This is a genomic window from Pseudomonas fluorescens (assembly GCF_030344995.1).
In the GTDB taxonomy this organism is placed as follows: Bacteria; Pseudomonadota; Gammaproteobacteria; order Pseudomonadales; family Pseudomonadaceae; genus Aquipseudomonas; species Aquipseudomonas fluorescens_BF.
In genome coordinates this window covers 2053872-2077959 of sequence record NZ_CP128260.1, presented here as the reverse complement: position 1 = coordinate 2077959, position 24088 = coordinate 2053872, and the positions used below count along the sequence as shown (strand labels likewise).

The following is a 24088-nucleotide window of genomic DNA, read 5'->3' as shown; positions in this document are numbered from 1 at the left end:
TTTCTCATGGTTAAAATCGGATTCATCGGCACCGGCATCATGGGCCACCCAATGGCGGCGAACCTGCAGAAAGCCGGTCACAGCCTGTTCCTGTCGGCGCACCACGACGCCGCCCCTGCCGATCTGGTCGCCGCTGGCGCCGTCGCCCTGGCCAACCCGAAAGAAGTGGCTCAGGAAGCTGAATTCATCATCGTCATGGTGCCGGATACCCCGCAGGTCGATGACGTGCTGTTCCGCGCCGACGGCGTCGCTGCCGGCATCGGCAAAGGCAAAGTCGTGATCGACATGAGCTCGATCTCGCCGACCGCCACCAAGGCTTTCGCTGCGAAGATCAACGAGAAAGGCGCGCAATACCTCGACGCCCCGGTGTCCGGTGGTGAAGTCGGTGCAAAGGCTGCGACTCTGAGCATCATGGTCGGTGGCGACGCCGATGCCTTCGAACGCGCACTGCCGCTGTTTCAGGCCATGGGCAAGAACATCACCCTGGTCGGTGGCAATGGCGACGGTCAAACCGCCAAGGTGGCGAACCAGATCATCGTTGCCCTGAACATTCAGGCCGTGGCCGAAGCCCTGCTGTTCGCTTCGAAAAACGGTGCCGATCCAGCCAAGGTGCGTGAAGCGCTGATGGGTGGTTTCGCCTCCTCGAAGATCCTCGAAGTGCACGGCGAACGCATGATCAAGGGCACCTTCGATCCGGGCTTCCGCATCAGCCTGCACCAGAAGGACCTGAACCTGGCCCTGCAAGGCGCCAAGGAGCTGAGCATCAACCTGCCGAACACCGCCAACGCCCAGCAAGTGTTCAGCACCTGCGCGGCCATCGGTGGCAGCAACTGGGACCACTCGGCGCTGATCAAGGGCCTGGAACACATGGCCAACTTCTCGATTCGCGACAAGAAGTAAGCCCTGCCCCGTTTTCCATGTGGGAGCGGGCTTGCTCGCGAAGAGGGCGTGTCAGTCGACATGGAGATTGACTGACCCACCGCATTCGCGAGCAAGCCCGCTCCCACAATGGATCTGAGTTGCCCTTTCGAATAACAAGAATTCCGGGAGCCCGCCATGTCGGTCGATCCGCAACAACTGCTGCGCGAGCTGTTTGCCACAGCCATCGACGCGGCCCATCCGAACCAGGTCCTCGAAGCTCATCTGCCAGCCGATCGCACAGGTCGCGTGATCGTCATCGGCGCCGGCAAGGCGGCCGCTGCCATGGCGCAAGTGGTCGAGCGCTGCTGGGAAGGTGAAGTCTCGGGCCTTGTGGTGACCCGTTACGGTCACGGCGCCCCGTGCGAAAAAATCGAAGTGGTCGAAGCCGCGCATCCGGTACCGGACGCTGCCGGTCTGGCCGTGGCCAAACGCGTGCTGGAACTGGTCAGCAACCTGACCGAAGACGACCGCGTGATCTTCCTGCTGTCCGGCGGCGGTTCTGCCCTGCTGGCGCTGCCGGCCGAAGGCATCACCCTGGCCGACAAACAGTCGATCAACAAAGCCCTGCTCAAATCCGGCGCGACCATCGGCGAGATGAACTGCGTGCGCAAGCACCTCTCGGCGATCAAGGGCGGACGCCTGGGCAAGGCCTGCTGGCCAGCGACTGTTTATACCTACGCGATTTCCGATGTGCCGGGCGACCTCGCCACGGTCATCGCTTCCGGCCCGACCGTGGCCGACCCGAGCACCAGCGCCGAAGCGCTGGCCATCATCAAGCGCTACGGCATCGAGATTCCGGCCTCCGTGCGCACCTGGCTGCAAAGCCCGGAATCGGAAACCGTCAAACCCGATGATCCGAGCCTGGCCCGCAGTCACTTCCAGCTGATCGCCCGCCCTCAGCAATCGCTGGATGCGGCGGCAGTGAAATGCCGTCAGGCCGGTTTCAGCACGCTGATCCTCGGTGACCTGGAAGGCGAATCCCGCGAAGTGGCGAAAGTCCACGCCGGTATCGCGCGCCAGATCATTCATCACGGCCAGCCGCTGGCGGCGCCGTGCGTGATTCTCTCCGGCGGCGAAACCACGGTGACCGTACGCGGCAATGGCCGTGGCGGACGCAACGCCGAATTTCTCCTCAGCCTCACCGACAGCCTCAAGGGCCAGGCCGGCGTCTACGCGCTGGCCGGTGACACCGACGGCATCGACGGCTCGGAAGACAACGCCGGCGCGATCATGACCCCGGACAGCTACACCCGCGCCGCCGCCCTGGGCCTGAGCGCCAGCGACGAGCTGGATAACAACAACGGCTACGGCTACTTCGCGGCGCTCGATGCGCTGATCGTCACCGAGCCGACCCGCACCAACGTCAACGACTTCCGCGCCATCCTGATCCTCGAGAGCTCTAAATCATGACGCCTGATAAAAAGGTCAAAATCCTCGCCACCCTCGGGCCTGCCGTCGACGGCATCGAAGACATCCGCGAGCTGGTCGAGGCCGGGGTCAACATCTTCCGCCTCAACTTCAGCCACGGCGACCATGCCGACCACGCCAAGCGCTATCAGTGGATCCGCGAAGTCGAGCGCCAGCTCAACTACCCGCTCGGGATCCTGATGGATCTGCAAGGGCCGAAACTGCGGGTCGGCAAGTTCGCTGACGGCAAGGTTCAGTTGCATCGCGGTCAGGCCTTCCGCCTCGATCTGGACGCGACACCGGGCGACGAACGCCGGGTGAACCTGCCGCATCCGGAGATCATCGCGGCGCTGGAAGCCGGGATGGACCTGCTGCTCGATGACGGCAAACTGCGTCTGCGCGTCGTAACCAAATACTCCGACGCGATCGACACCACCGTGCTCAATGGCGGCGAACTGTCGGACCGCAAAGGCGTGAACGTGCCGCAAGCGGTGCTCGACCTGAGCCCGCTGACCACCAAGGATCGTCGCGACCTGAGCTTCGGTCTGGAGTTGGGTGTGGACTGGGTCGCGCTGTCGTTCGTGCAGCGTCCGCAAGACATCATCGAAGCCCGCGCGCTGATCGGCGACAAGGCGTTCCTGATGGCGAAAATCGAGAAGCCGTCGGCCGTCGAGCAACTACGCGAAATCGCTGAACTGAGTGACGCGATCATGGTGGCTCGCGGTGACCTGGGTGTGGAAGTGCCGGCCGAAAGCGTGCCGCAGATCCAGAAAAACATCATCACCACCTGCCGCCAGCTCGGCAAACCAGTGGTAGTGGCGACGCAGATGCTCGAGTCGATGCGCTTCTCCCCGGCCCCGACCCGCGCCGAAGTCACCGACGTGGCCAACGCTGTGGCCGAAGGTGCCGATGCGGTGATGCTGTCGGCAGAAACCGCGTCCGGCGAATACCCGCTGGAAGCCGTGCAGATGATGAGCAAGATCATTCGCCAGGTTGAGAACGGTCCGGACTATCAGACCCAGCTCGACGTCAGCCGGCCGAAAGCCGAAGCGACCGTGTCCGATGCAATCAGCTGCGCGATCCGCCGGATCAGCAACGTGCTGCCGGTGGCGGTGCTGGTCAACTACAGCGAGTCCGGTGCATCGAGTCTGCGTGCGGCGCGGGAGCGGCCGAAGGCGCCGATCCTCAACCTGACGCCGAACCTGCAGACCGCTCGCCGCTTGAGTGTGGCGTGGGGCATTCACTCGGTGGTCAATGATCGCCTGCGTCAGGTGGATGAGGTGTGCTCGACCGCGCTGGAAATCGCTCAGGCTCAAGGAATGGCCGAGCGTGGCGATACGTTGCTGATCACCGCGGGTGTGCCGTTTGGCCAGCCGGGATCGACTAATTCGCTGCGGATCGAAACATTGATTTAAGCAACACCTGTGTGGCGAGGGAGCGTGCTCCCGTCGCCCGGCATGACGGTTTCCAAAAGAGACACCGCATTCACCGGGCACGAGCTCCCTCGCCACAGCTTCAAGCAAGACCTTTTGATTTTCCTACTGCCCAGATTCTCCAGACATGCCTGCCAATCATTTCAACACCCACTGCCCTGACTGGGCCGAGGCTTTGCTCAACGGCTTCAGTCAAATCTTCCTCCAGCGTCATCCGCTGTGTGGACTCCTGTGCCTTCTGGCCATTTTATTCACCGCACCGGTGCTGTTCGCCGGCGCGCTGCTGGGCGCGGTCGCCGGGTTGCTCACCGCGCAACGGCGCAACTACGCCAAGGCGGATCGCCAGGCCGGACTGTTCAGCTACAACGGCGTGCTGGTCGGCCTGTTGTTGAGCCTGTATTTCCCTTGGTCGCCGATGCTGCCGCCGCTGATCCTGGCGGCCGGCGGTCTGAGCGCGATGATCACACAGCAATGGCTCAAACGTGCACGTCTCACCGAGCACCTGCCCGCCTACACCGCGCCGTTCGTGTTGCTGAGCTGGGTGTTCCTGTGTTTCGCCGAGCCTTCGACGCCGGCACCGGCGCTTGAACTGAACACCTTGAACCTGCTCAGTGCCGCCCTGAAAGGCTTCGGTCAGGTGATGTTCCTCGACCATCCGTTGGCCGGTGGATTGATCGCCGCCGGTTTGCTGATCGCCGATCGCCGGGCCTTTGCCTGGGCGCTGCTGGCTTCGGTAATCGGTCTGGGTTCCAGCCTGTTGCACCACGACAGCCAGGTCGCGCTGCTGGGTCTGGGCGGCTACAACGCGGTGCTCGCGGCCCTCGCGTTCAGTGCCCAGCGCCAGCAACCGTGGTTGCCGCTGTTTGGCATTGGCCTGGCGCTGCTGCTGACACCGCTGTTCAGTGCCCTGGGTCTGGCGACTCTCACGGCACCGTTCATTCTTGCCTGCTGGCTGCTGCGCACCGGCATTCGCCTGATGCGCCAACCGGAGATCAACGTCGCGCCTTGCGCTAACGGGGAGAATCAACCTAGGCTGCGCTGATTGATGGCCAAGGCGATGTGCATGAACGGCAACAACACGTGGCGTGATCGCCTGTACGTGATCATTTTCCAGACCGATACGGTGGCCGGCCGCCGTTTCGACAAGACTCTACTGCTGATCATCTTCGCCAGTCTGGTGACCGTGATCCTCGACAGCATCGATGAAGTCCACCAGAACTACGCCAATGTGCTGGCGTACATCGAATGGGGCTTCACGATCATCTTCCTCGGCGAGTATCTGCTGCGCCTGTACTGCTCGCCCAAACCGTTGCGCTACGCCTTCAGTTTCTACGGACTGGTGGACCTGCTGGCGATCGTGCCCGGGATCCTCGCGCTGTATTACAGCGATGCCCAGTACCTGCTGATCATCCGGGTGATCCGGATGCTGCGGATCTTCCGTGTACTCAAACTCGGTCCTTATCTGAAGCAGGCGCATTACCTGCTCGATGCCCTGCGCGGCAGCAAGCAGAAAATCCTCGTGTTCCTGCTCAGCGTCTGCACCCTGGTCACCGTGTTCGGCACCTTGATGTACGTGGTCGAAGGCCCGGAACATGGCTTCACCAGCATTCCCAAAGGCATCTATTGGGCTATCGTGACCCTGACCACCGTGGGTTATGGCGACATCGTGCCCAGGACCGTGCTGGGGCAGGTGATCTCGTCGCTGGTGATGGTCACCGGCTATTCGATCATCGCCGTGCCGACCGGGATTTTCACCGCTGAACTGGCCACCGCCATGCGCGGCGGGCAACTGCAGCATGACTGCCCTGTGTGCAAGAAAAGCAGCCATGAACACGAGGCGTCTTTCTGCTCTCGTTGCGGCAATGCGCTGTTCAAGAAAATGGAATAAGCAAAGTTCCTTTTAATCTTTAAACGACTATGCACGCCCCGCTATAGTCGCTGGCAAATGGCCTCATCTTTGTAAAAAAAACACCCCTACAGAACAAGGAATGCGCAGTGAAAAAACTCTTTGGCGCCTCACTTCTCGCCGCAGGTCTTGCCTTCGGCAGCGTGGCTCAGGCCGCACCGACCCTGCTTAACGTTTCCTACGACGTGATGCGCGATTTCTACAAGGACTACAACACTGCGTTCCAGAAACACTGGCAGGCCGAACACAAGGAAGACATCACCGTGCAGATGTCTTTCGGCGGTTCGAGCAAGCAAGCCCGCTCGGTGATCGACGGCCTGCCGGCTGATGTCATTACCATGAACATGGCCACCGACATCAACGCCCTGGCGGATAACGGCCAACTGGTGCCGAAGGACTGGGTCACCCGTCTGCCGAACAACAGCGCGCCGTTCACCTCGGCCACTGTGTTTATCGTGCGCAAGGGCAACCCGAAAGCCCTGAAAGACTGGCCGGACCTGCTCAAGGACGGCGTTCAGGTGATCGTGCCGAACCCGAAAACCTCGGGCAACGGCCGCTACACCTACCTGTCGGCATGGGGTTACGTGCTGAAAAACGGCGGTGACGAGAACAAGGCGAAAGACTTCGTCGGCAAGCTGTTCAAGCAGGCGCCGGTACTGGATACGGGTGGCCGCGCGGCGACTACCACGTTCATGACAAACCAGATCGGCGACGTGCTGGTGACCTTCGAAAACGAAGCCGAAATGATCGCCCGCGAGTTCGGCCGCGATCAGTTCGAAGTCATCTACCCAAGCGTCTCCGCCGAAGCAGAGCCGCCGGTGTCGGTGGTCGACAAAGTGGTCGAGAAGAAAGGCTCCCGCGCCGCTGCCGAGGAATACCTGAAGTTCCTGTGGTCGCCGGAAGGTCAGGAAATCGCCGCCGCCAACTACCTGCGTCCCCGTGACCCGGCGGTACTGGCCAAGTACACCGACCGTTTCCCGAAAGTCGACTTCCTGTCGGTCGAGAAGACCTTCGGCGACTGGCGCACCGTGCAGAAGACCCACTTCAACGATGGCGGGATCTTCGACCAGATCTATTCGGGCCAGTAAGGCTTGAGCTGACATGAAAAAGGCGACCTGAAGAGGTCGCCTTTTTTGTGCGCGGCTACATGGGCGGCTTGACGCCATCCTTGCCCGCCGAGATCGATTGCGCGGTCAACGTGCCGTCTGCGCTCTGGGTCACGAACGTGACGATCTTCACCCCGACCTTGAGCAGGCTGCGATCGCCCGGCGTCAGGTTGACGATCGGCACGTCCTCCGGCACCAGGATTTTCTGCTGGCCGCCCTTGTAGTTGACGGTCAGCACACGGCCGTTGCTCACCACCAGATCGCCGACGCTGCCATTGGTCATGCTGCTGCCCTTGGCCAGGTCGAACGGCCGATGGCCATCGCCGCTGCCGGCCAGCTCCGGCGGAAACACGTGAACCTCCAGCGCCTTGAGCGTGCCATCCTCTTGGGGAATGGCGGCCGAGCCGATGTAGCTGCCGGGCTTGATGTCTTCGATGTTGGCCAGGGTGACCGCGCGAACCTTGGTGTCCGGGGTCAACTGGACCACCACGTTTTCACCCGTGTTGACGTGAACCTTGAGCGAGTCGGGGCTGACCCCGGTGATCTCGCCGCGCACGCCCATGCGCATGCCGGGCGGTTCGGCGGCCTGCACAGCCGTGGCGCCGAGCAGACTGATCAGGGCAATCGTTGTGGTGTGGCGAAGCAACTGACGAAACATCGCAATCCTCCGTTGATGAACGCTGAAACCCGGTCACAACATAAGCACGCTATCGAACAAGATGTAAGTGAATGTATCATCGACGCTCAACGGTCGGACGCAAGGTTCGCCGATGAACAATGGATTGTTCGGCGCCACCTATTCCGCAACGGAATAACTGATATCGATCAGAAGCCTCTACTGCCGGCTCGGCCCGTCCCTTAGCCTCACCGCATTCCTTATCGCTGGATCGAGAAACCCTATGACCGCCACAACTCACGCAATGACCCGAGGCATGGTGCTGCTGTTCGCTTTCTGCTGCGGCGCCATCGTTGCCAACATTTACTACGCCCAGCCGATCATCGGCCTGATCGCGCCGGACATCGGCCTGACCGACACCATGGCCAGCTTCATCGTGTCGCTGACCCAGATCGGTTATGCGCTGGGCCTGTTCTTCCTGGTGCCGCTGGCGGACCTGCTGGAAAACCGCCGGTTGATGATCATCACCACCGTGGTGGCGATTGCCAGCCTGCTCGGCGCGGCGTTCACCGATCAACCGAATGTGTTCCTGCTGATTTCGTTGCTGGTTGGGTTCAGCTCGGTGTCGGTTCAGGTGCTGATTCCATTGGCGGCGCATCTGGCACCGGAGGAATCCCGTGGCCGGGTGGTCGGCGGGATCATGGGCGGTCTGCTGCTGGGGATTCTGCTGGCGCGTCCGGTGTCGAGCGTGGTCGCCGACCATCTCGGCTGGCGGGCGATGTTCATGATCGCCGCAGCCTTGATGGCAGCGATCAGCGTGGTGCTGGCGTTGACCGTGCCCAAGCGTCAGCCGGATCACAGTGCCTCTTACAGCCAGTTGCTGGGTTCGTTGTGGACGCTGCTGCGCAAACAACCGGTGCTGCGTCAGCGCGCGTTTTACCAGGCCTGCATGTTCGCCACGTTCAGCCTGTTCTGGACCGCCGTGCCGCTGGAACTGGCGCGCAACCATGGCCTGTCCCAGAGTGAAATCGCGATCTTCGCCCTGGTCGGCGCCATCGGTGCCATCGCCGCCCCGATCAGCGGACGCCTGGCCGACGCCGGCCACACCCGCGTCGCCTCGCTGCTGGCCATGCTGTTCGCCAGCCTGAGCTTCCTGCCCGCCTTCATCCACCCGGCCTACAGCGTGATCGGCCTGGCGGTGACCGGCGTGGTACTCGACTTCTGTGTACAGATGAACATGGTGCTCGGCCAGCGCGCGGTCTACTCCCTCGACGCCAAAAGCCGCGGCCGCCTCAATGCGCTGTACATGACCAGCATCTTCGTCGGCGGCGCCTTCGGCTCGTCGGTAGCCAGTGCGGTGTACGAACATGGCGGCTGGTTGTGGATCGTGATCGTTGGCAGCGCGTTCCCGCTGCTGGCGCTGGTGCGGTTTTTGAGTGCTTCGCAGAAGCCTGTTCTGGCAACGGCCTAGAATCTGAAAAGCACTGCCGGATCGCTGATCCGACAGTGCTTGATGGTCAATGCCGAACCAGTTTTTCCATGGCGGCATCCGCCAGGAAAGAGGAGCGGCTTTTGACGTTGTGCTCACGCACGTAGCGGTCGATCCGCTGGATGACATAGCCGGGCAACGTCACATTGACCTTTTCGGTCTTGCCCATGTACGGCGAGATGTCCAGCTCGAGCATGCCCCAACCCATGTCCGCGAACTCCGGGTTGTTGCGATGTGCAGCCGCAGAAGTCGGCATCGGAATCGAATCACCATCCGCCGCGATCTCCTGCAGCATGATGTGGGCAATCTCGACGGCCGCGTTGTAAGCATCCTCAAACGTATCCCCGGCCGTTACCGCGCCGGGAATATCGGGGATCTGAATCCCGATAGCGGTGTTCTCGTCTCCCCACTCGATGCAGATTGGGTATTGCATTACGGATCTCCTCTGTAACTGGCTGGCGGGTTGTACAACCCGGCACGCCTCCTGATGCTCTTGACCGTCCCGACCGGCAAATCCTTTTTCGGATGAGGGACGGGAATCGTGTATGGGTTGTAACGGTGCGTGAAGATGTGGTGGCTGCCGGTTATCCGGTCCAGCGTCCAGCCTGCTTCCTCCAGCTCCTTGATCAATAGCCTGCTCTGCACCAACCGCCTCCTTGCTTCGGTTTAACAAAAGTAACCCTAGAGTTATCTTTACTCAAGCACAGAAATTCGCAGCACGACGTTCGGTTGTTTTGCAGCATGTGATTGATGCACTGTCCTCGGGTCCGATTAAACTCAGCTGCCACGCATCTCTCTATTCTCAAGGACCACCGATGGACCGCCTCGCTGCCATGGAAACCTTCGTCTACGTCGTGGAAACCGGCTCGTTTTCTGCCGCAGCCCGGCGGTTGAATGTCGGTCAGCCCGCCGTGTCGAAAACCATTGCCCAGCTCGAAACCCGCCTCGCTGTGCGCCTGCTGTTGCGCTCGACCCGAGGCCTGACGCCGACCGAAGCCGGGCTGGCATTTTTCGAGCGGGCCAAGCGTGCGCTTGAAGAAGCCGACGAGGCCGACAACGCTGCCCGTGGCGTGGCCGGCGGACTGAGCGGCAATCTGCGGATCAGTACTGCCGTGACCTTTGGAAGGATGCACGTTGTGCCGCACCTGGGGCCGTTCCTCGATCAGCACCCGCAACTCAATGTCGATCTGTTGCTCGACGATCAGAACATCAATCTGGTGGAGGAAGGCATAGACATCGCCCTGCGCCTGGGCCCGCTCAGCGACTCCGGCCTGACGGTCCGCAAGATCGCCGAATGCCGGCGCGTCGTGCTGGGCACTCCGGCCTACTTCGCCAATCACGGTGAACCCGCCTGCCCTGCCGGACTCGCTCAACACCGCGCCGTCATCTACAACCGTGGCGGAGGCGCCATCTGGCATTTCACAAGGGCTGATGAAGAACAGTCAGTGACCGTCAACGGCCGCCTGCGCGTCAGCGCTGCCGAAGGTTTGCGTGAGGCGGTGCTGGCCCATCAGGGCCTGGCGCTTGGCTCGGAATGGATGTTCGCACCGGAACTGGCCAGCGGTGCGGTCAAGACCGTCGTGAACGACTGGATCTTGCCGAAGCAGGAATTGTGGGCGGTGTTTCCGACGGGACGGATGGCCAGCGTCAAGGCGCGGGCTTTTGTTGAATATGTGCAGGGGTTGTTGGCGAAAGAACCATAAAACCCTACTCGTTTCGTTTATTGCGATTTTCGCTTATTTCGAATAACGTTCCGGCATTCCTCATTTCCAAAGCCGGACTCGCCATGTCGACCGTTATTCATCCCTCCATCAGCCTCCCCGTAGAACGCGAAGTAAAAGCCGCCATTGAAGGGCAGCGTGCCCTGGCGGCTTACCTCGCGACCCATTTCGAGACTCAGCACATCCAGATTTTCGACGAGCAGAATGAAGCTCATCGCGTCGAACTGCCCACCTCGGCCCTGCGCTTGCTGATCGACATTCTGGCTGAGCTGGCAGCTGGCAACGCGGTTCAGGTCGTACCGGTGCATGCCGAATTGACGACCCAGGAAGCCGCCGACCTGCTCAACGTCTCACGTCCACACCTCATAAAACTGCTGGAAAGCGGCGAGTTGTCCTACCACAAAACAGGCAAGCACCGACGTGTACGTTTTGCCGATCTGATGGACTATAAGACCCGGCGCACCACCGCCAGCGAGCAGGCAATGGCGCTTCTCGCAGAGCAAGCTCAGGCGTTAAGGACAGGATACGAGTGAGGCATTCCTCTTTCACCGCTGCCTCGCCAATGAAAAGCTGATGCATGCGTCTTGTACCCCGCCCCCTTGAGAGACTTCCTCATGTGGCTTGCCCTCTCGGGGCGATTTCGGGCGCGATGGACCCAGGAGATTCACTGCGAATGGAAACGCAATCTGCTGAAGAACCGCCCTGACCTGACGATGGAACAGCTGGATCGTACGTCCGCCCTGATGGATCAAGCGATACCCGACGCCTGTTTCCATGACTATGAAGACCTGATTGCCGGACTCAGCTTGCCCGACTGCGATGATCGTCATGTTCTGGCAGCGGCCATCCGTTGCGGCGCAAGCGTGATAGTGACGTTCAACCAGAAAGACTTTCCCTGCAAAGCGCTGGAGCCTTTCGGCATCGAAGCGCAGCATCCGGACGAGTTCGTCGACAACCTCTTGGGGCTTGATCCGGCAGCAGTGGTTGCAGCGGCCCAAAAACAGCGTCGGCAGCTGAAAATGCCTGCCATGGACGTCGAACCTTTTCTTGATCTACTGCAACGACAAGGCCTGGTTAAGTCGGTCCAGGCACTCAGCGGCTATCACGCGATCCTTTGAAAGTTCATTACCCCAGACAGCAAAACGGCGATCCAGAGATCGCCGTTTTTCATTACTGCCCGAACTGCTTGCCCAGTCCCGCCGGTACGCCGTGGATGTTGGTTTCTTCCCACGGGCCGTTGGGGCTGATCGCGCGGCTCCAGCCGTTGTTCCAGCGGTAGTAGGTGCGCTGGCGGTAGAAGGTGTTGGTCTGGTCATCCAGCACATACACGCCCAGTTTCTGGTCCCAGTGACTGTTGCCGCCCGGTGGCGGGGCGAAGCTGGCGGAGGTGCGCGGGACGGGTTTGGCGGGTTTGGCCGGGATCCCCGGTTTGCTTGGCGTCGGGGTGGTCGACGGGGTCGGGCTCGGCTGTGACGGCGGGATAGGCGGCAGCCGTGTGGTGGGCTCCGGTCGTTGCACCGCACATGCGCTCAAGCCCAGGGCCAGTGTGAGGACTGTGATTCGGGCGATGGCGTTCATGGCGGTGCGTTCCTGTTGTGTCCGGTTATTTGTCCGGGCTGTCGATGGTCAGTGTCTGCGGCGCGGTGGTGCTGCTGGCCAAAGGCCCGCTGCGACCGACCCACTCACCGGCGGTCGGCTGACCGGCACGGGAGATGCGCGCAACCAGTTGGACTTCGGGGAAGTTCGACAGTTTCAATTGCGGCATCATCGCGTCGGCATCGCCCAGTTCGACGGTCACCGGCAGATCGGCGACGGTCAGGCGCTTGGCCGCCAGCGGCGCTGGCGGGCCCGAGGTGGCGCGGGCAAAAATGAACACGCTGTCGCCCGGTTGCACCTTGGCTTTGAGCTCGCTGGCCAGATCCACACGCACTTTCAACAGCGCAGCCGCTTTCGCCGCCGGCGCCTCGGCAACCTTGCCGCCGCTGGCTTGCAGTTTTTCAGTGGCGCGGGTGATGCCGCCTTGCAGGGCCTCGCGGGATTTATCCTGCGGCGGCAGTTGCGCCAGCAGACGGTTCCAGTAGTCGATGGCTTCCTGATAACGCTCGCCTTCGAACGCGGCGATGCCCAACAGGCCGAGGCTGGTGACTTCCTTCGGATCGGCTTTCAGCGCTTCATCGGTCAGGGCCTGAACCTTCTCCGACCATTTTTTGTTGTCGGCAAAGTACTGGGCCTGAGCCCACTGACCAAGCAACTCCGGCTGGCGACCGGCGAGATTGACGGCACGTTCGAACATCTTCGCCGCGTCCGCCGGACGATCCTGGGCCATGTACGTGCGACCGAGGAAATAAACACCTTCAGCCGAATCCGGTTGCGCAGCCACGGCGCGCTCCAGACGCTGAGTCATCTCTTCCATCGACTGCGGCGCCTGGGCGAACTCGCGGGTCAGTTCGACCTTGTCGCTCGCGCCAAAATGCAGATACAGACCGAGGCCCAACACCGGCACCAGCACGGCGGCCAGCAGCGGCAACGGCTTGCCCAGACGCGAAACCCGCGCCGGCGCCACACCTTCGGTGTCGGCCAACAACTCACGGGCGGCTTCGGCGCGGCCGCTGTCCATTTGCGCGGCGTCGAGAACGCCTTCGGCCTGCTGCGATTGCAGTTCGGCGACGCGTTCCTGATACAGCGCGACGTTGAGAGCGGTTCGATCCTCTTCACGCTGGGCGCGACGTTCGCGCAGGACAGGGATCAACAGAAAACTCAGGGCGACCAGAAGCAACAGCCCTGCGGCAAGCCAGAAATCAATCATTCTTGGTTTTTATCCAACAGTTGGTCGAGGCGCTGACGCTCTTCAGGGGACAGCGATTGCGGCGTCTCGGCGCGTTGCCCGCGACGGCGGCGGACGATCACGGCAATCACCACGAACCCACCCAGCAACAGACCGGCGGGGCCGAACCAGAGCAGCGCGGTCTTGGCATTGAGCGCCGGTTTGTAGCGGACGAAATCACCGTAGCGGTCGACCATGAAGTCGATGATCTGCTGATTGTCCTTGCCCTCGCCGAGCATGCGGAAAATCTCTTTGCGCAGGTCGGCGGCAATCGGCGCGTTGGAGTCGGCAATGTCCTGGTTCTGGCACTTGGGGCAGCGCAGTTCCTTGGTCAGCTCGCGAAAGCGCTCGCGATCGCCTTCTTTGGCGAACTCGTAAGTGTCGATGGCCGCGTGAGCCACACCCGCCAGGCTCAAGCCCAGCACCATGGCAGCTAAAAAACGCTTCATGGCTTGGCCTCATCGACCAGCGCCTGATACTTGGCCGCCAGTTTTTCCCGCCAGACCTGCTCGTCGATCACTCCGACGTACTTGTCGCGGATGATGCCCTTGGCGTCGATGAAGAAGGTTTCCGGCGCGCCATAGACCCCGAGGTTCAGGCCCAGGGAGCCTTCGTCGTCGCGGATGTCGAGCTGATACGGATTATGGAACTCGGCCAGCCACTTCAACGCATCGGCGTTGGTGTCCTTGTAGTTGATGCCGTAGATCACCACGCCGCGCTCGGCGAGTTTGTTCAGCACCGGGTGCTCGACCCGGCAGGAAATGCACCAGGTGCCCCAGACGTTGACCAGTGCCGGTTTGCCGAGAATGTCAGCCTTGGTCAAGGTCTTGTCGCCCTGCACCGCCGGCAAAGAAAACTCCGGGAACGGTTTACCGATCATCGCCGACGGCAGCTCCGCCGGATCCAGGTACAGACCGCGATAAAGGAATACGGCCACCAGCAGGAAAATCGCCAATGGCACCAGCATCAACCAACGTCTCATGCAGCGGCTCCTTCCATGCCCAGTGCTTCACGCACTTTGGCTTTGACCTTGACCCGGTAGCGCCGGTCCAGCGCCGCCAGCAACCCACCGAAACCGGTCAGCAGACCGCCAAACCAGATCCAGCGCACGAACGGCTTCACATGCACCCGCACCGCCCAGGCGCCATCGCCCAGCGGCTCGCCCAAGGCGACGTAGAGGTCACGGGTGAAACCGGCGTCGATACCGGCCTCGGTCATCACCGAATTCTGCACGGTGTACAGACGTTTTTCCGGGTGCAGCACGCTGACTTCCTGACCGTTGCGGATCACCCGGATGGTGCCCTTGTCGGAGGTGAAGTTCGGGCCTTCGAAGTGCTTGGCGCCTTCGAACACGAACTGATAACCGGCCAGGTCCATCGACTCGCCCGGTGCCAGACGCAGGTCGCGCTCGGCACTGTTCTGGCTCGACAACACCACGCCCAGCGCACACACGCCGATACCGAGGTGAGCGATCTGCATGCCCCAGTAACTGCGGGTCAGGGTCGGCAGGCCTTTGATCAGGCCTTTGTGACGAGTCTTGTCGAAGATGTCGCGCACACCGGCCAGCAATACCCAGGCTGCGAGCAGGAAGGTTGCGATCACGGCCCAGTTGAAATCGCCGTAAGCGACACCAGCCACCACAGCCAGCGCCACGCTGCCCAGCAGCACCGGCGTGAGCATGCTGACCAGCCATTTCACCGGGGTGTCTTTCCAGCGCACGATCACGCCGATCGCCATCACCAGCATCAACAGCGCCATCAACGGAATGAACAGCGCGTTGAAGTACGGCGGGCCGACCGACAGCTTGGCGCCGCTGATCGCATCAAGAATCAGCGGATACAGCGTGCCGAGCAGGATCATCGACGCGGCCACCACCAGGACCAGGTTGTTGCCCAGCAGCAGGGTTTCCCGCGACCACAGGTTGAAGCCGACCTGGCTCTTGACCACCGGGGCGCGCAATGCGAACAGGGTCAGCGAACCACCGACAACGAACAGCAGGAAGATCAGGATGAACACGCCGCGCTCAGGATCGGAGGCAAACGCGTGTACCGAGGTCAGCACGCCGGAACGCACGAGGAACGTGCCGAGCAGGCTCAGGGAGAACGCGGCAATCGCCAGCAACACCGTCCAGCTCTTGAACACGCCACGTTTTTCGGTGACCGCCAGCGAGTGAATCAGCGCCGTGCCCACCAGCCATGGCATGAACGAGGCGTTTTCCACCGGGTCCCAGAACCACCAGCCGCCCCAGCCGAGTTCGTAGTAGGCCCACCACGAACCGAGAGTGATGCCGATGCCGAGGAAGGCCCAGGCAACAATTGTCCACGGACGCGACCAGCGTGCCCACGCGGCATCGAGACGACCGCCGAGCAGTGCGGCGATGGCGAAGGCGAACGCCACCGAGAAACCGACGTAGCCCATGTAGAGCATCGGCGGATGCACGATCAGACCGATGTCCTGCAGCAACGGATTGAGGTCACGACCGTCGGCCGGGATTTGCGGCAGGATCCGCGAGAACGGGTTCGAGGTGAGGATCAGAAACAGCAGGAAACCGGTGCTGATCATGCCCATCACCGCCAGCACGCGAGCGAGCATCACTTGCGGCAGTTGCCGCGAGAACACCGACACAGCGAAGGTCCAGCCGCCGAGGATCAACGCCCACAGCAACAACGAACCTTCATGGGCGCCCCACACCGCGCTGAACTTGTAGTACCACGGCAGCGCGCTGTTGGAGTTCATCGCGACGTAAGCCACGGAGAAATCGTCGGTCATGAAGGCGTAGGTCAGGCAACCGAAGGCGAACAGCAGGAACGCGAACTGCCCCCACGCCGCCGGCTGCGCCAGGCCCATCCACAGACGGTCGCCGCGCCAGGCACCGAGTAACGGCACCACGGCCTGCACCAGCGCGAAACACAGCGCGAGGATCATGGCCAGATGGCCGAGCTCGGGAATGAATATGGTGGATGTCATCGATCAACCCTCCTTCGCAGGGGTTGGCGCGGATTGACCGCTGTCCTTTAGGGCTTTGGTCACTTCCGGCGGCATGTATTTCTCGTCGTGCTTGGCCAGCACTTCATCGGCGACCACCACGCCATCGGCGTTGAGCTTGCCGAGCGCCACAATGCCCTGCCCTTCGCGGAACAGGTCCGGCAGGATCCCGCGATAGGTGATGGTCACGGACTTGTTGAAGTCGGTGACCACGAATTTGACGTCCAGCGAATCCGTGGAGCGCTGCAGTGAACCTTTCTCGACCATGCCCCCGGCGCGGATGCGGGTGTCCTGCGGCGCTTCGCCGTTGGCGATCTGGGTCGGGGTGTAAAACAGGTTGATGTTCTGCTGCAGGGCGCTCAGGGCCAGGCCGACGGCAGCGCCGACCCCGACCAGAATTGCCAGGATGATGATCAGACGCTTTTTACGCAGCGGATTCACTTGCCGTTCTCCCGGCGCAGACGACGCGCCTCTTGTTGCAGATAACGCTTGCGGGCCGCGATCGGCGCCGCCACGTTGAGGATCAGTACCGCCAGACAGATGCCGTAGGCCGACCAGACATACAGGCCGTGATGGCCCATGGCGAGGAAGTCGCCGAATGACGCGAAACTCATCGAGCGGCCTCCAGGCTGTTCTGCACTTCTTCTTTCACCCAACTGGCGCGGGCTTCGCGCTTGAGCACTTCAAGGCGCATGCGCAGCAACAGCACGGCGCCGAAGAAACAGTAGAAACCCAGCACCGTCAGCAGCAGCGGCAGCCACATTTCGACGGGCATCGCCGGTTTTTCGGTGAGGGTGAAGGTCGCGCCCTGGTGCAGGGTGTTCCACCACTCCACCGAGTATTTGATGATCGGGATGTTGATCACGCCGACGATGGCCAGCACCGCGCAGGCCTTGGCGGCGCTGTCGCGATTGCTGATGGCGTTGCCCAGCGCAATCACGCCGAAATACAGGAACAGCAGAATCAGCATCGAGGTCAGGCGCGCGTCCCAGACCCACCACGAACCCCAGGTCGGTTTGCCCCAGATCGCCCCGGTGACCAGCGCCACGGCGGTCATCCACGCGCCGATCGGTGCGGCGCATTGCAGGGCAACGTCGGCCAGTTTCATCTTCCACACCAGCCCGACCACACCGCACACCGCCAGCATCACGTAGATCGACTGAGCGAGCATCGCGGCGGGTACGTGGATATAGATGATGCGAAAGCTGTTGCCTTGCTGATAGTCCGGCGGCGCGAAGGCCAGGCCCCAGATGACGCCAACGGAGATCAGCAACAACGCTGCGATGCTCAACCACGGCAGGAACTTGCTGCTGATGCCGTAGAACCACTTGGGCGAGCCGAGCTTGTGAAACCAGGTCCAGTTCATACTGTTTCCATCACGGGTGCCGCTCATCGGTGTGAGCAGTCTCAGGGTCTTTGCTGGTTAAATTTTAACCAGACCTCATTATTCGCCGACGCTGATCTTCAGGCCAGCAGCTATTGCAAAGGGTGTCAGGGTTATTGCCAGGGCGGTCAGGCTACCAAGCCACAACAGATAACCAATCGCCGGCATCCCCTGCAACGCCGCCTGCAAGGCGCCACTGCCCAGGATCAACACCGGGATGTACAACGGCAGAATCAGCAGCGCCAGCAACAGGCCACCGCGCTTCAGACCGACCGTCAGCGCCGCGCCCACCGCGCCGAGCAAGCTCAGCACCGGTGTTCCCAGCAGCAACGAAAGCAGCAATACCGGCAGACACGCAGCCGGCAACCCGAGCATCAACGCCAGTAACGGCGAGAGCAAAACCAGTGCCAGCCCGGAAAAAAGCCAGTGTGCCAGCACCTTGGCCAACACCAGAAGTGGCAGGGGGTGCGGCGAAAGGACCCACTGTTCAAGGGAGCCGTCTTCGAAATCACTGCGGAAAAGCCCGTCCAGCGAGAGCAGGACCGACAAAAGTGCCGCCACCCAGACTAACCCCGGGGACAAGTTTTGCAATACTTGAGTTTCCGGTCCGACGGCCAGCGGGAACAAGGCGATGACGATGGCGAAGAAAATCAGCGGATTGGCCAGCTCCGCCGGGCGGCGGAACAGCAGTCGGGATTCACGGGCAACCAGCAGGCCGAACACACTCATACCGCCCAATTCCCCAGATCGATGTCGCGATAACCGGCCGGCATCCGGCTCAGCGTGTGGTGCGTGGTGAGCACCACCAGGCCTCCCCGTTCGCAGTGCCCGGCCAGGTGTTCTTCAAGCTGTGCCACACCCTGCTTGTCCAGCGCAGTGAACGGTTCGTCGAGAATCCACAACGGTGGGCTGTCCAGATACAACCGCGCCAGTGCCACGCGGCGCTGCTGGCCGGCGGACAGACTGTGGCAGGGAACATCCTCGAAACCGCGCAATCCAACCGCCGCGAGGGCCTGCCAGATCGCGTCGCGTTCGGCGGGTTGATGCAGGGCGCAGAGCCAGGCGAGGTTTTCTTCCGGCGTGAGCAAGTCCTTGATCCCGGCGGCGTGGCCGATCCAAAGCAGATTGCGCGCCAGCTCGCTGCGTTGCTCGCCCAGCGGCTTGCCGTTGAGCAGCACCTGACCGTCGGTCGGCTGCATCAGACCGGCCAGCAAACGCAGCAGGCTGGTCTTGCCGCTGCCGTTGGGGCCGCTGATCTGCACCATATCGCCACTGGCCAGTCTCAATTCGAGATTGTCGAAGAGCAGTCTGAGATCACGTTCACACGCGAGGGCAACGGTTTGCAGGACAGGACTGGTCAAGGGTTCACGGGCCTTATACGGTTCAAGTCGGCTCTGGCGCGGCCGTTAAAGAGTTGCAGCATAAATGCAATGACGGCTCAATCCAGAGAGCTGCGTCAAACAATTGCTATGTTTTTTGAACGAATGGAAGGACGGGCGGCATTATACATGGCGTCCCCCGCTCTCCCGAGTGCATTTTCCTCAGGTTGTGTCCGCGTATGACAGGCGAAATGAACATCCTCCCGCTCCCGCCCACCACCCCGGCGACCGTTCGCCCGCAGGTGGGTGAGCTGCTGAAGTTGCTGACGCCGGTCGACGGGCTGATTGCCGCCGGCCAGAGCGCCAAGGCCGAGGTGTTGTCGCTCAAGCAGGCGGATCAGACCTTTCAGTTGCTGCTCAAGGTGACGCTGGACAGCGGCCGTCAGACCACCGTGCAGGCGACCAGCAATCTGCCGCTGCCTCAGGGCACCAGCCTGGCGATCACCCAGCCGTCGGCGGGCAATCTGGCGATCACCGTGCAACAGGCCATCGCCAGCAGCGTCGCCACCCTCACCCGCATCGACACCGCGCAACTGCCGGTCGGCACGCTGCTGCAAGGCAAGGTGCTGACGGCTCAGGCCTTGCCTCAAGTACCGGGGCAACCCACGGTGTACCGCTCGATGGTCAGCCTGCTCAACACCGCGCTCAGTGGCAGCACCCTGAGCATCGACAGCCCGCAACCGTTGCGCATCGGTACTTTGCTGTCGGCGCTGGTGCAGGACTCGCAGACGCTGAAGTTCCTGCCGCTGAGCAATCGCCAAGAACAACTGGCGGTCAGCCAACAACTGGTCAGTCAGCAAAGCCGTCAGGGTTCGCTCGACGGCTTGCTGAAAATGCTCCAGAGCCTGCCCCCCGCCACCGATCAGACGTCCCAGGATTTGCGCGCCGCCGTGGACAAGCTGCTCGCCAACCTGCCGGACGTGCAGCAACTGAGCACTCCAAAAGGTCTGGCCCAGGCGCTGGCCAACAGCGGCGTGTTCCTCGAGACCAAACTGCTGACCGGACAGACTCCGACGCTGGCCCCGGACATGAAAGCCGATTTGCTCAAGCTGATCGCTCAACTCACCCCCGGCCTGCCCGGCAACACCAATCTGAACGCAATTATCGCCGCCAACACGCTGGCTCAGGCATTGCCGAGCTTCGTTCGCAACGCCCTCGGCATGCTCGGCCAGGTCAGTGCGAAACCGGTGCCGAGCAGTTTCCCGCTGCCCGAACGGTTGCTGCAAAGTCTGGAGGGCGAAGGCGATCTGGAACACTTGCTGCGCCTCGCCGCCGCTGCTGTCTCGCGCCTGCAAAGCCATCAGTTGTCGAGCCTGGAACAGACCGGCGTCACCGACGACGGCCGCCTGCTCAGCACCTGGCAACTGGAAATCCCGATGCGCAATATGCAGGACATCGTACCGTTGCAGGTCAAGTTCCAGCGCGAGGAAGCTCCACAAGAAGAACAACAGAACGATCGCCGTGACAGCGAACGCGAAACCAAACAACAACTGTGGCGCGTCGATCTGGCGTTCGACATGGAACCGCTGGGGCCGATGCAGATTCAGGCACAGTTGATCAGCGGCAGCCTGTCCAGCCAGTTGTGGGCCGAGCGGCCGTACACCGCGAGCCTGATCGAAAGCAACCTGACCGCACTGCGCCAGCGTCTGCTGGATTCCGGGCTGAATGTCGGCGACCTCGACTGCCACCTCGGCACCCCGCCGCAAGGCATCCAAACGCGCCTCGAACACCGCTGGGTCGACGAAACCGCATGAATGACACCACCGCTCCACGCCAGGCCATCGCCCTCAAATACGACGGCAACCACGCCCCAACCCTCACCGCCAAGGGCGACGAAGAACTGGCCGAAGAAATCCTGCGGATCGCCCGCGACTGTGAAGTGCCGATCTACGAGAACGCCGAGCTGGTGAAGTTGCTGGCACGGATGGAACTGGGCGACAGCATCCCGGAAGAGCTGTACCGCACGATCGCCGAGATCATCGCGTTCGCCTGGAACCTCAAGGGCAAGTTCCCGGCGGGACACGACCCGGATGCGCCGATGATCGAGAAAGACGTCACCGAACGCGGCGACGATTACTGAGGTTTTAAAGACCCCTTCGCGAGCAAGCCCGCTCCCACAGTTAACCGCGATCCTATTGAAAGAATGCAGTCAAATGTGGGAGCGGGCTTGCTCGCGAATAGGCCGTCAGCCTCAACGCAAAAATCAGTTCTTGTGCAGCTTGCGCATCAATTCCGCCTCAGCCTGGGTCAACCCGCAGGACTGAGTCAGCTCATCGACACTCGCGCCCATCCCCACCAGTTTCGCCGCCTGGGCGAATGACAGGCTGGAAGGATCGCGCTGTTCGAGCTGGGCGAGTTTGTCCGGGATCGGACCGACGACCGAGCGCAGCTCGTGCAGGGCTTCGCCCATGCGCACGTTGCCGTTCTGGTAATCGTCGACACGCTTGGCCAGGTCCTTGATGCGCTGATCACGCAGCGCATCGCCCTGGGCCTGTTGCGCAGCAATCACCCGCTGCGCCTTGATGTACGCCAGAAACATCGCCAGCGTGCCTGCCCAGAACAGGAACAGGACAATGACCGCTACCTCGAGAATCAATCAGATGTTCTCCAGTTCCGACCATTCTTCTTCGCTCATCATCTTGTCCAGCTCGACCAGGATCAGCAACTCGTTGTTCTTGTTGCACACGCCCTGGATGAACTTGGCCGACTCTTCGTTACCGACGTTCGGTGCGGTCTCGATTTCCGACTGACGCAGGTAAACCACTTCAGCCACGCTGTCGACCATGATGCCGACCACTTGCTTGTCGGCTTCGATGATGACGATACGGGTGTTGTCGCTGATCTCACCGCTCATCAGGCCGAAGCGCTGACGGGTATCGATCACGGTCACCACGTTGCCGCGCAGGTTGATGATGCCCAGCACGTAGCTTGGCGCACCCGGAACCGGAGCGATCTCGGTGTAGCGCAGGACTTCCTGAACGCGCATCACGTTGATGCCGTAGGTTTCGTTGTCCAGCTTGAAGGTCACCCATTGCAGGATCGGATCTTCGGAACCCTTTGCCGCCGTAGCCTTGTCGTTCATACCCTAGCCCCTCGAAATACCGCAATGGCGGTGTGTGTCTCGTGTGCCGGCGGTGAATGCCGGCGCATGTCTGTTATGAAAGTGTTATGTCGTTTTTTGGTTCGGCTTACTGCCGGACATGTGCTTTGCCCCACCGCTGGCGATCAACTCGGCCAGAGCGGAGACATCGAGCAAGGCGCACATGTGTTCAATCACCGTGCCGGCGAGCCATGGCCGCTGACCCCGGTGACTTCTCCATTTGATTTCATTCGGGTCCAGACGCAACGAGCGACTGACCTGATGCACCGCCAGGCCCCATTCGTAACCCTGTACCGAAATCACGTATTGCAGGCCCTGACGGAAGTCATCGCGATAACGGTCCGGCATGACCCAGCGTGCGGTGTCCAGCACCTTCAGGTTGCCGGCCTGGCTCGGCAGAATCCCGAGGAACCATTCCGGCTGACCGAACAGCGGCGTCAGCTCATGGCCGGCCAGCGAATAGATCGAGCCCAGGCACACCAGCGGCACCGCCAGCGTCAACCCGGCCACGTCAAACAGCAGACATTCGAACGCTTCCGAAGCCCAGGCCGGACGACCGTCGGTTTCTACCGGCGGCGGCGTGTTGCTGGGTGGCAGATGCACTTCGACCAGCGGCGCAACCAGGGTTGGTTCGACGGGGGCTGGCGCAGGCGCTTCAGGCTCGGGTTCTGGCGCCGCCGGAACCGGAGGCGTTTGCAGAAGTTGTGTTTGCAGCAGCGGTGCCAGGGTCGAGACCACACGCACCGGCTCAGGCTCTTTGATCAACGTCGCAGGCGCCTTCGCTACTACAGCGGCAGGCGCTGCAACCGGGGCGACCGGCCGGGCGGCTTTTTGCGCATCCCGGGCCTGCTCTTCAAGCACGGCGGCCTGGAATTCGTCGAGCGCCGCAGCGGTCTCGACCACCTCGACCGGCGCTGCGATTTCCTGCTCGACCTCGTCCGGCACTTCCTGCAGCAAGCCGTCCAGATAGGACTGCAGCGCCAGTTGCGGCTTCGACGTCAGCTTGATCGGCCGATTCATGCTCAAGCCACCTGCGGAACGAGTTGCTGCGCCAGCAGATGCTTGAGCAGCGCGCGGTAAGCCAGCACGCCACGGCTCTTGCCGTCGAACTGCGAAGGGGTGACACCGGCACGACTGGCGTCGCGCAGACGGGTATCGACCGGGATGTAACCCTGCCAGATCTCGTCGGGGAATTTGTCGCGCAGCACGCGCAAGGTGCCCATCGACGCCTGAGTGCGGCGGTCGAACAGGGTCGGCACGATGCTGAACGGCAGCGCCTGTTTGCGCGAGCGGTTGATCATCGCCAGGGTGTTGACCATGCGCTCCAGGCCTTTGACGGCCAAGTGCTCGGTCTGCACCGGGATCACCAGTTGCTGACTGGCGGCCAGGGCGTTGACCATCAGCACGCCGAGCAACGGCGGGCTGTCGATGATTGCGTAATCGAAGTCCTGCCACAGCTGCGCCAGACTCTTGGCGATCACCAGGCCCAGGCCACTCTGGCCCGGCGACTGGCGCTCGAGGGTGGCCAGCGCAGTGCTCGATGGCAGCAGGGAAATTCGCTCGTCGCTGGTCGACAGCAGCAGTTGGCCCGGCAGGCCTTGCGGCACACTGCCCTTGTGCAGAAACAGGTCGTAGTTGCTGTGTTCCAGGCTGTCGGGGTCGTAACCGAAATAGCTGGTCATCGAGCCGTGCGGGTCCAGATCGACCACGACCACGCGCTTGCCCGCCTCTGCCAGCAAACCGGCTAAAGCGATGGAAGAAGTGGTTTTACCAACACCACCCTTTTGATTGGCGACTGCCCAGACTCTCATTCAGAT

Annotated in this window: 29 protein-coding genes; 12 read left to right on the top strand and 17 right to left on the bottom strand. The window is 61.8% G+C overall.

Annotated elements, in window-relative coordinates; genetic code table 11:
* The first annotated feature begins 6 nt into the window (after positions 1-6).
* The 6 genes from QR290_RS09470 (at position 7) to QR290_RS09445 (ending at position 6755) form a co-directional block, all read left to right on the top strand.
* Entirely contained in the window at positions 7-900 is an 894-nt protein-coding gene (locus QR290_RS09470) for a 2-hydroxy-3-oxopropionate reductase (RefSeq protein ID WP_289204776.1), read from the top strand.
* Between the two features lie 156 nt (positions 901-1056).
* Positions 1057-2331 carry a glycerate kinase type-2 family protein gene (locus tag QR290_RS09465; RefSeq protein WP_289204775.1) on the top strand — a complete coding sequence of 425 codons (1275 nt, stop codon included), beginning with the start codon at positions 1057-1059 and terminating at the stop codon, positions 2329-2331.
* On the top strand, positions 2328-3743 hold the full coding sequence (pyk, locus tag QR290_RS09460; protein WP_085682960.1) for a pyruvate kinase: 1416 nt from the start codon (positions 2328-2330) through the stop codon (positions 3741-3743). The genes QR290_RS09465 and pyk overlap by 4 nt, the downstream gene beginning before the upstream one ends.
* 145 nt (positions 3744-3888) lie before the next feature.
* A complete protein-coding gene (locus QR290_RS09455) occupies positions 3889-4803 on the top strand; it encodes an urea transporter (protein ID WP_115077029.1) in 915 nt (304 codons plus the stop codon).
* 21 nt (positions 4804-4824) lie between these two features.
* Positions 4825-5649 (top strand): ion transporter, encoded by an 825-nt coding sequence (locus tag QR290_RS09450; RefSeq protein WP_115077028.1) that lies wholly within the window; start codon positions 4825-4827, stop codon positions 5647-5649.
* Between the two features lie 107 nt (positions 5650-5756).
* A complete protein-coding gene (locus QR290_RS09445) occupies positions 5757-6755 on the top strand; it encodes a sulfate ABC transporter substrate-binding protein (protein WP_115077027.1) in 999 nt (332 codons plus the stop codon).
* Positions 6756-6810: 55 nt separating this feature from the next.
* On the opposite strand, the gene QR290_RS09440 is transcribed toward QR290_RS09445, so the two are convergent.
* Complete coding sequence (locus tag QR290_RS09440) at positions 6811-7431, bottom strand: DUF5666 domain-containing protein (RefSeq protein WP_115077026.1); 621 nt, start codon at positions 7429-7431, stop codon at positions 6811-6813.
* Between the two features lie 241 nt (positions 7432-7672).
* Between QR290_RS09440 and QR290_RS09435 the strand changes: the two genes are divergently transcribed.
* A complete protein-coding gene (locus QR290_RS09435) occupies positions 7673-8860 on the top strand; it encodes an MFS transporter (RefSeq protein WP_289204774.1) in 1188 nt (395 codons plus the stop codon).
* Between the two features lie 46 nt (positions 8861-8906).
* Here QR290_RS09435 and QR290_RS09430 read toward each other — a convergent pair whose 3' ends face one another.
* Both QR290_RS09430 and QR290_RS09425 read right to left on the bottom strand, forming a co-directional pair.
* Positions 8907-9311 carry a type II toxin-antitoxin system HicB family antitoxin gene (locus QR290_RS09430; RefSeq protein WP_085699412.1) on the bottom strand — a complete coding sequence of 135 codons (405 nt, stop codon included), beginning with the start codon at positions 9309-9311 and terminating at the stop codon, positions 8907-8909.
* A complete protein-coding gene (locus tag QR290_RS09425; RefSeq protein WP_085611511.1) occupies positions 9311-9523 on the bottom strand; it encodes a type II toxin-antitoxin system HicA family toxin in 213 nt (70 codons plus the stop codon). The genes QR290_RS09430 and QR290_RS09425 overlap by 1 nt, the downstream gene beginning before the upstream one ends.
* Positions 9524-9693: 170 nt before the next feature.
* Between QR290_RS09425 and QR290_RS09420 the strand changes: the two genes are divergently transcribed.
* The 3 genes from QR290_RS09420 to QR290_RS09410 all read left to right on the top strand — a co-directional run bounded on the left by QR290_RS09420 (position 9694) and on the right by QR290_RS09410 (position 11717).
* On the top strand, positions 9694-10581 hold the full coding sequence (locus QR290_RS09420) for a LysR family transcriptional regulator (protein ID WP_289204773.1): 888 nt from the start codon (positions 9694-9696) through the stop codon (positions 10579-10581).
* Positions 10582-10664: 83 nt separating this feature from the next.
* Complete coding sequence (locus tag QR290_RS09415) at positions 10665-11132, top strand: helix-turn-helix domain-containing protein (protein WP_007959254.1); 468 nt, start codon at positions 10665-10667, stop codon at positions 11130-11132.
* An 81-nt stretch (positions 11133-11213) separates the two neighbouring features.
* Complete coding sequence (locus QR290_RS09410; protein ID WP_205350854.1) at positions 11214-11717, top strand: PIN domain-containing protein; 504 nt, start codon at positions 11214-11216, stop codon at positions 11715-11717.
* A gap of 52 nt (positions 11718-11769) precedes the next feature.
* Here the strand turns inward: QR290_RS09410 and QR290_RS09405 are convergent, their stop codons facing one another.
* The 10 genes from QR290_RS09405 to ccmA all read right to left on the bottom strand — a co-directional run bounded on the left by QR290_RS09405 (position 11770) and on the right by ccmA (position 19153).
* Positions 11770-12177 carry a hypothetical protein gene (locus QR290_RS09405; RefSeq protein WP_115077021.1) on the bottom strand — a complete coding sequence of 136 codons (408 nt, stop codon included), beginning with the start codon at positions 12175-12177 and terminating at the stop codon, positions 11770-11772.
* 25 nt (positions 12178-12202) lie between these two features.
* Positions 12203-13405 (bottom strand): c-type cytochrome biogenesis protein CcmI, encoded by a 1203-nt coding sequence (gene ccmI / locus QR290_RS09400; protein WP_289204772.1) that lies wholly within the window; start codon positions 13403-13405, stop codon positions 12203-12205.
* Positions 13402-13872 carry a cytochrome c-type biogenesis protein gene (locus QR290_RS09395; protein WP_011333089.1) on the bottom strand — a complete coding sequence of 157 codons (471 nt, stop codon included), beginning with the start codon at positions 13870-13872 and terminating at the stop codon, positions 13402-13404. The genes ccmI and QR290_RS09395 overlap by 4 nt, the downstream gene beginning before the upstream one ends.
* Positions 13869-14405, bottom strand: coding sequence for a DsbE family thiol:disulfide interchange protein (locus QR290_RS09390; RefSeq protein WP_011333088.1), 537 nt, complete (start codon positions 14403-14405; stop codon positions 13869-13871). The genes QR290_RS09395 and QR290_RS09390 overlap by 4 nt, the downstream gene beginning before the upstream one ends.
* On the bottom strand, positions 14402-16390 hold the full coding sequence (locus QR290_RS09385) for a heme lyase CcmF/NrfE family subunit (RefSeq protein ID WP_289204771.1): 1989 nt from the start codon (positions 16388-16390) through the stop codon (positions 14402-14404). Before QR290_RS09385 ends, QR290_RS09390 begins: the two co-directional genes overlap by 4 nt.
* Positions 16391-16393: 3 nt before the next feature.
* A complete protein-coding gene (gene ccmE, locus QR290_RS09380) occupies positions 16394-16849 on the bottom strand; it encodes a cytochrome c maturation protein CcmE (RefSeq protein ID WP_011333086.1) in 456 nt (151 codons plus the stop codon).
* Positions 16846-17022 carry a heme exporter protein CcmD gene (gene ccmD, locus QR290_RS09375; protein WP_011333085.1) on the bottom strand — a complete coding sequence of 59 codons (177 nt, stop codon included), beginning with the start codon at positions 17020-17022 and terminating at the stop codon, positions 16846-16848. Before ccmD ends, ccmE begins: the two co-directional genes overlap by 4 nt.
* Positions 17019-17774 (bottom strand): heme ABC transporter permease, encoded by a 756-nt coding sequence (locus tag QR290_RS09370; protein WP_115077018.1) that lies wholly within the window; start codon positions 17772-17774, stop codon positions 17019-17021. The genes ccmD and QR290_RS09370 overlap by 4 nt, the downstream gene beginning before the upstream one ends.
* A gap of 78 nt (positions 17775-17852) precedes the next feature.
* Entirely contained in the window at positions 17853-18521 is a 669-nt protein-coding gene (ccmB, locus tag QR290_RS09365) for a heme exporter protein CcmB (RefSeq protein WP_007959235.1), read from the bottom strand.
* Positions 18518-19153 carry a cytochrome c biogenesis heme-transporting ATPase CcmA gene (gene ccmA, locus QR290_RS09360; protein ID WP_007959232.1) on the bottom strand — a complete coding sequence of 212 codons (636 nt, stop codon included), beginning with the start codon at positions 19151-19153 and terminating at the stop codon, positions 18518-18520. The genes ccmB and ccmA overlap by 4 nt, the downstream gene beginning before the upstream one ends.
* 197 nt (positions 19154-19350) lie before the next feature.
* Here ccmA and QR290_RS09355 point away from each other — a divergent pair, with 197 nt between their 5' ends.
* Together QR290_RS09355 and QR290_RS09350 are read left to right on the top strand one after the other, a co-directional pair.
* Positions 19351-20925, top strand: a complete 1575-nt coding sequence (locus QR290_RS09355) for a flagellar hook-length control protein FliK (protein ID WP_289204770.1) — start codon at positions 19351-19353, stop codon at positions 20923-20925.
* Positions 20922-21251, top strand: a complete 330-nt coding sequence (locus tag QR290_RS09350; RefSeq protein WP_289204769.1) for an EscU/YscU/HrcU family type III secretion system export apparatus switch protein — start codon at positions 20922-20924, stop codon at positions 21249-21251. The genes QR290_RS09355 and QR290_RS09350 overlap by 4 nt, the downstream gene beginning before the upstream one ends.
* 123 nt (positions 21252-21374) lie before the next feature.
* Here QR290_RS09350 and QR290_RS09345 read toward each other — a convergent pair whose 3' ends face one another.
* The 4 genes from QR290_RS09345 to QR290_RS09330 all read right to left on the bottom strand — a co-directional run bounded on the left by QR290_RS09345 (position 21375) and on the right by QR290_RS09330 (position 24082).
* Entirely contained in the window at positions 21375-21767 is a 393-nt protein-coding gene (locus QR290_RS09345; RefSeq protein ID WP_085605812.1) for a DUF2802 domain-containing protein, read from the bottom strand.
* Positions 21768-22253, bottom strand: coding sequence for a chemotaxis protein CheW (locus QR290_RS09340; protein ID WP_007959223.1), 486 nt, complete (start codon positions 22251-22253; stop codon positions 21768-21770).
* An 84-nt stretch (positions 22254-22337) separates the two neighbouring features.
* Complete coding sequence (locus QR290_RS09335; RefSeq protein ID WP_289204768.1) at positions 22338-23291, bottom strand: CheW domain-containing protein; 954 nt, start codon at positions 23289-23291, stop codon at positions 22338-22340.
* Between the two features lie 2 nt (positions 23292-23293).
* Positions 23294-24082, bottom strand: a complete 789-nt coding sequence (locus QR290_RS09330) for a ParA family protein (RefSeq protein ID WP_007959220.1) — start codon at positions 24080-24082, stop codon at positions 23294-23296.
* Positions 24083-24088: the final 6 nt, after the last annotated feature.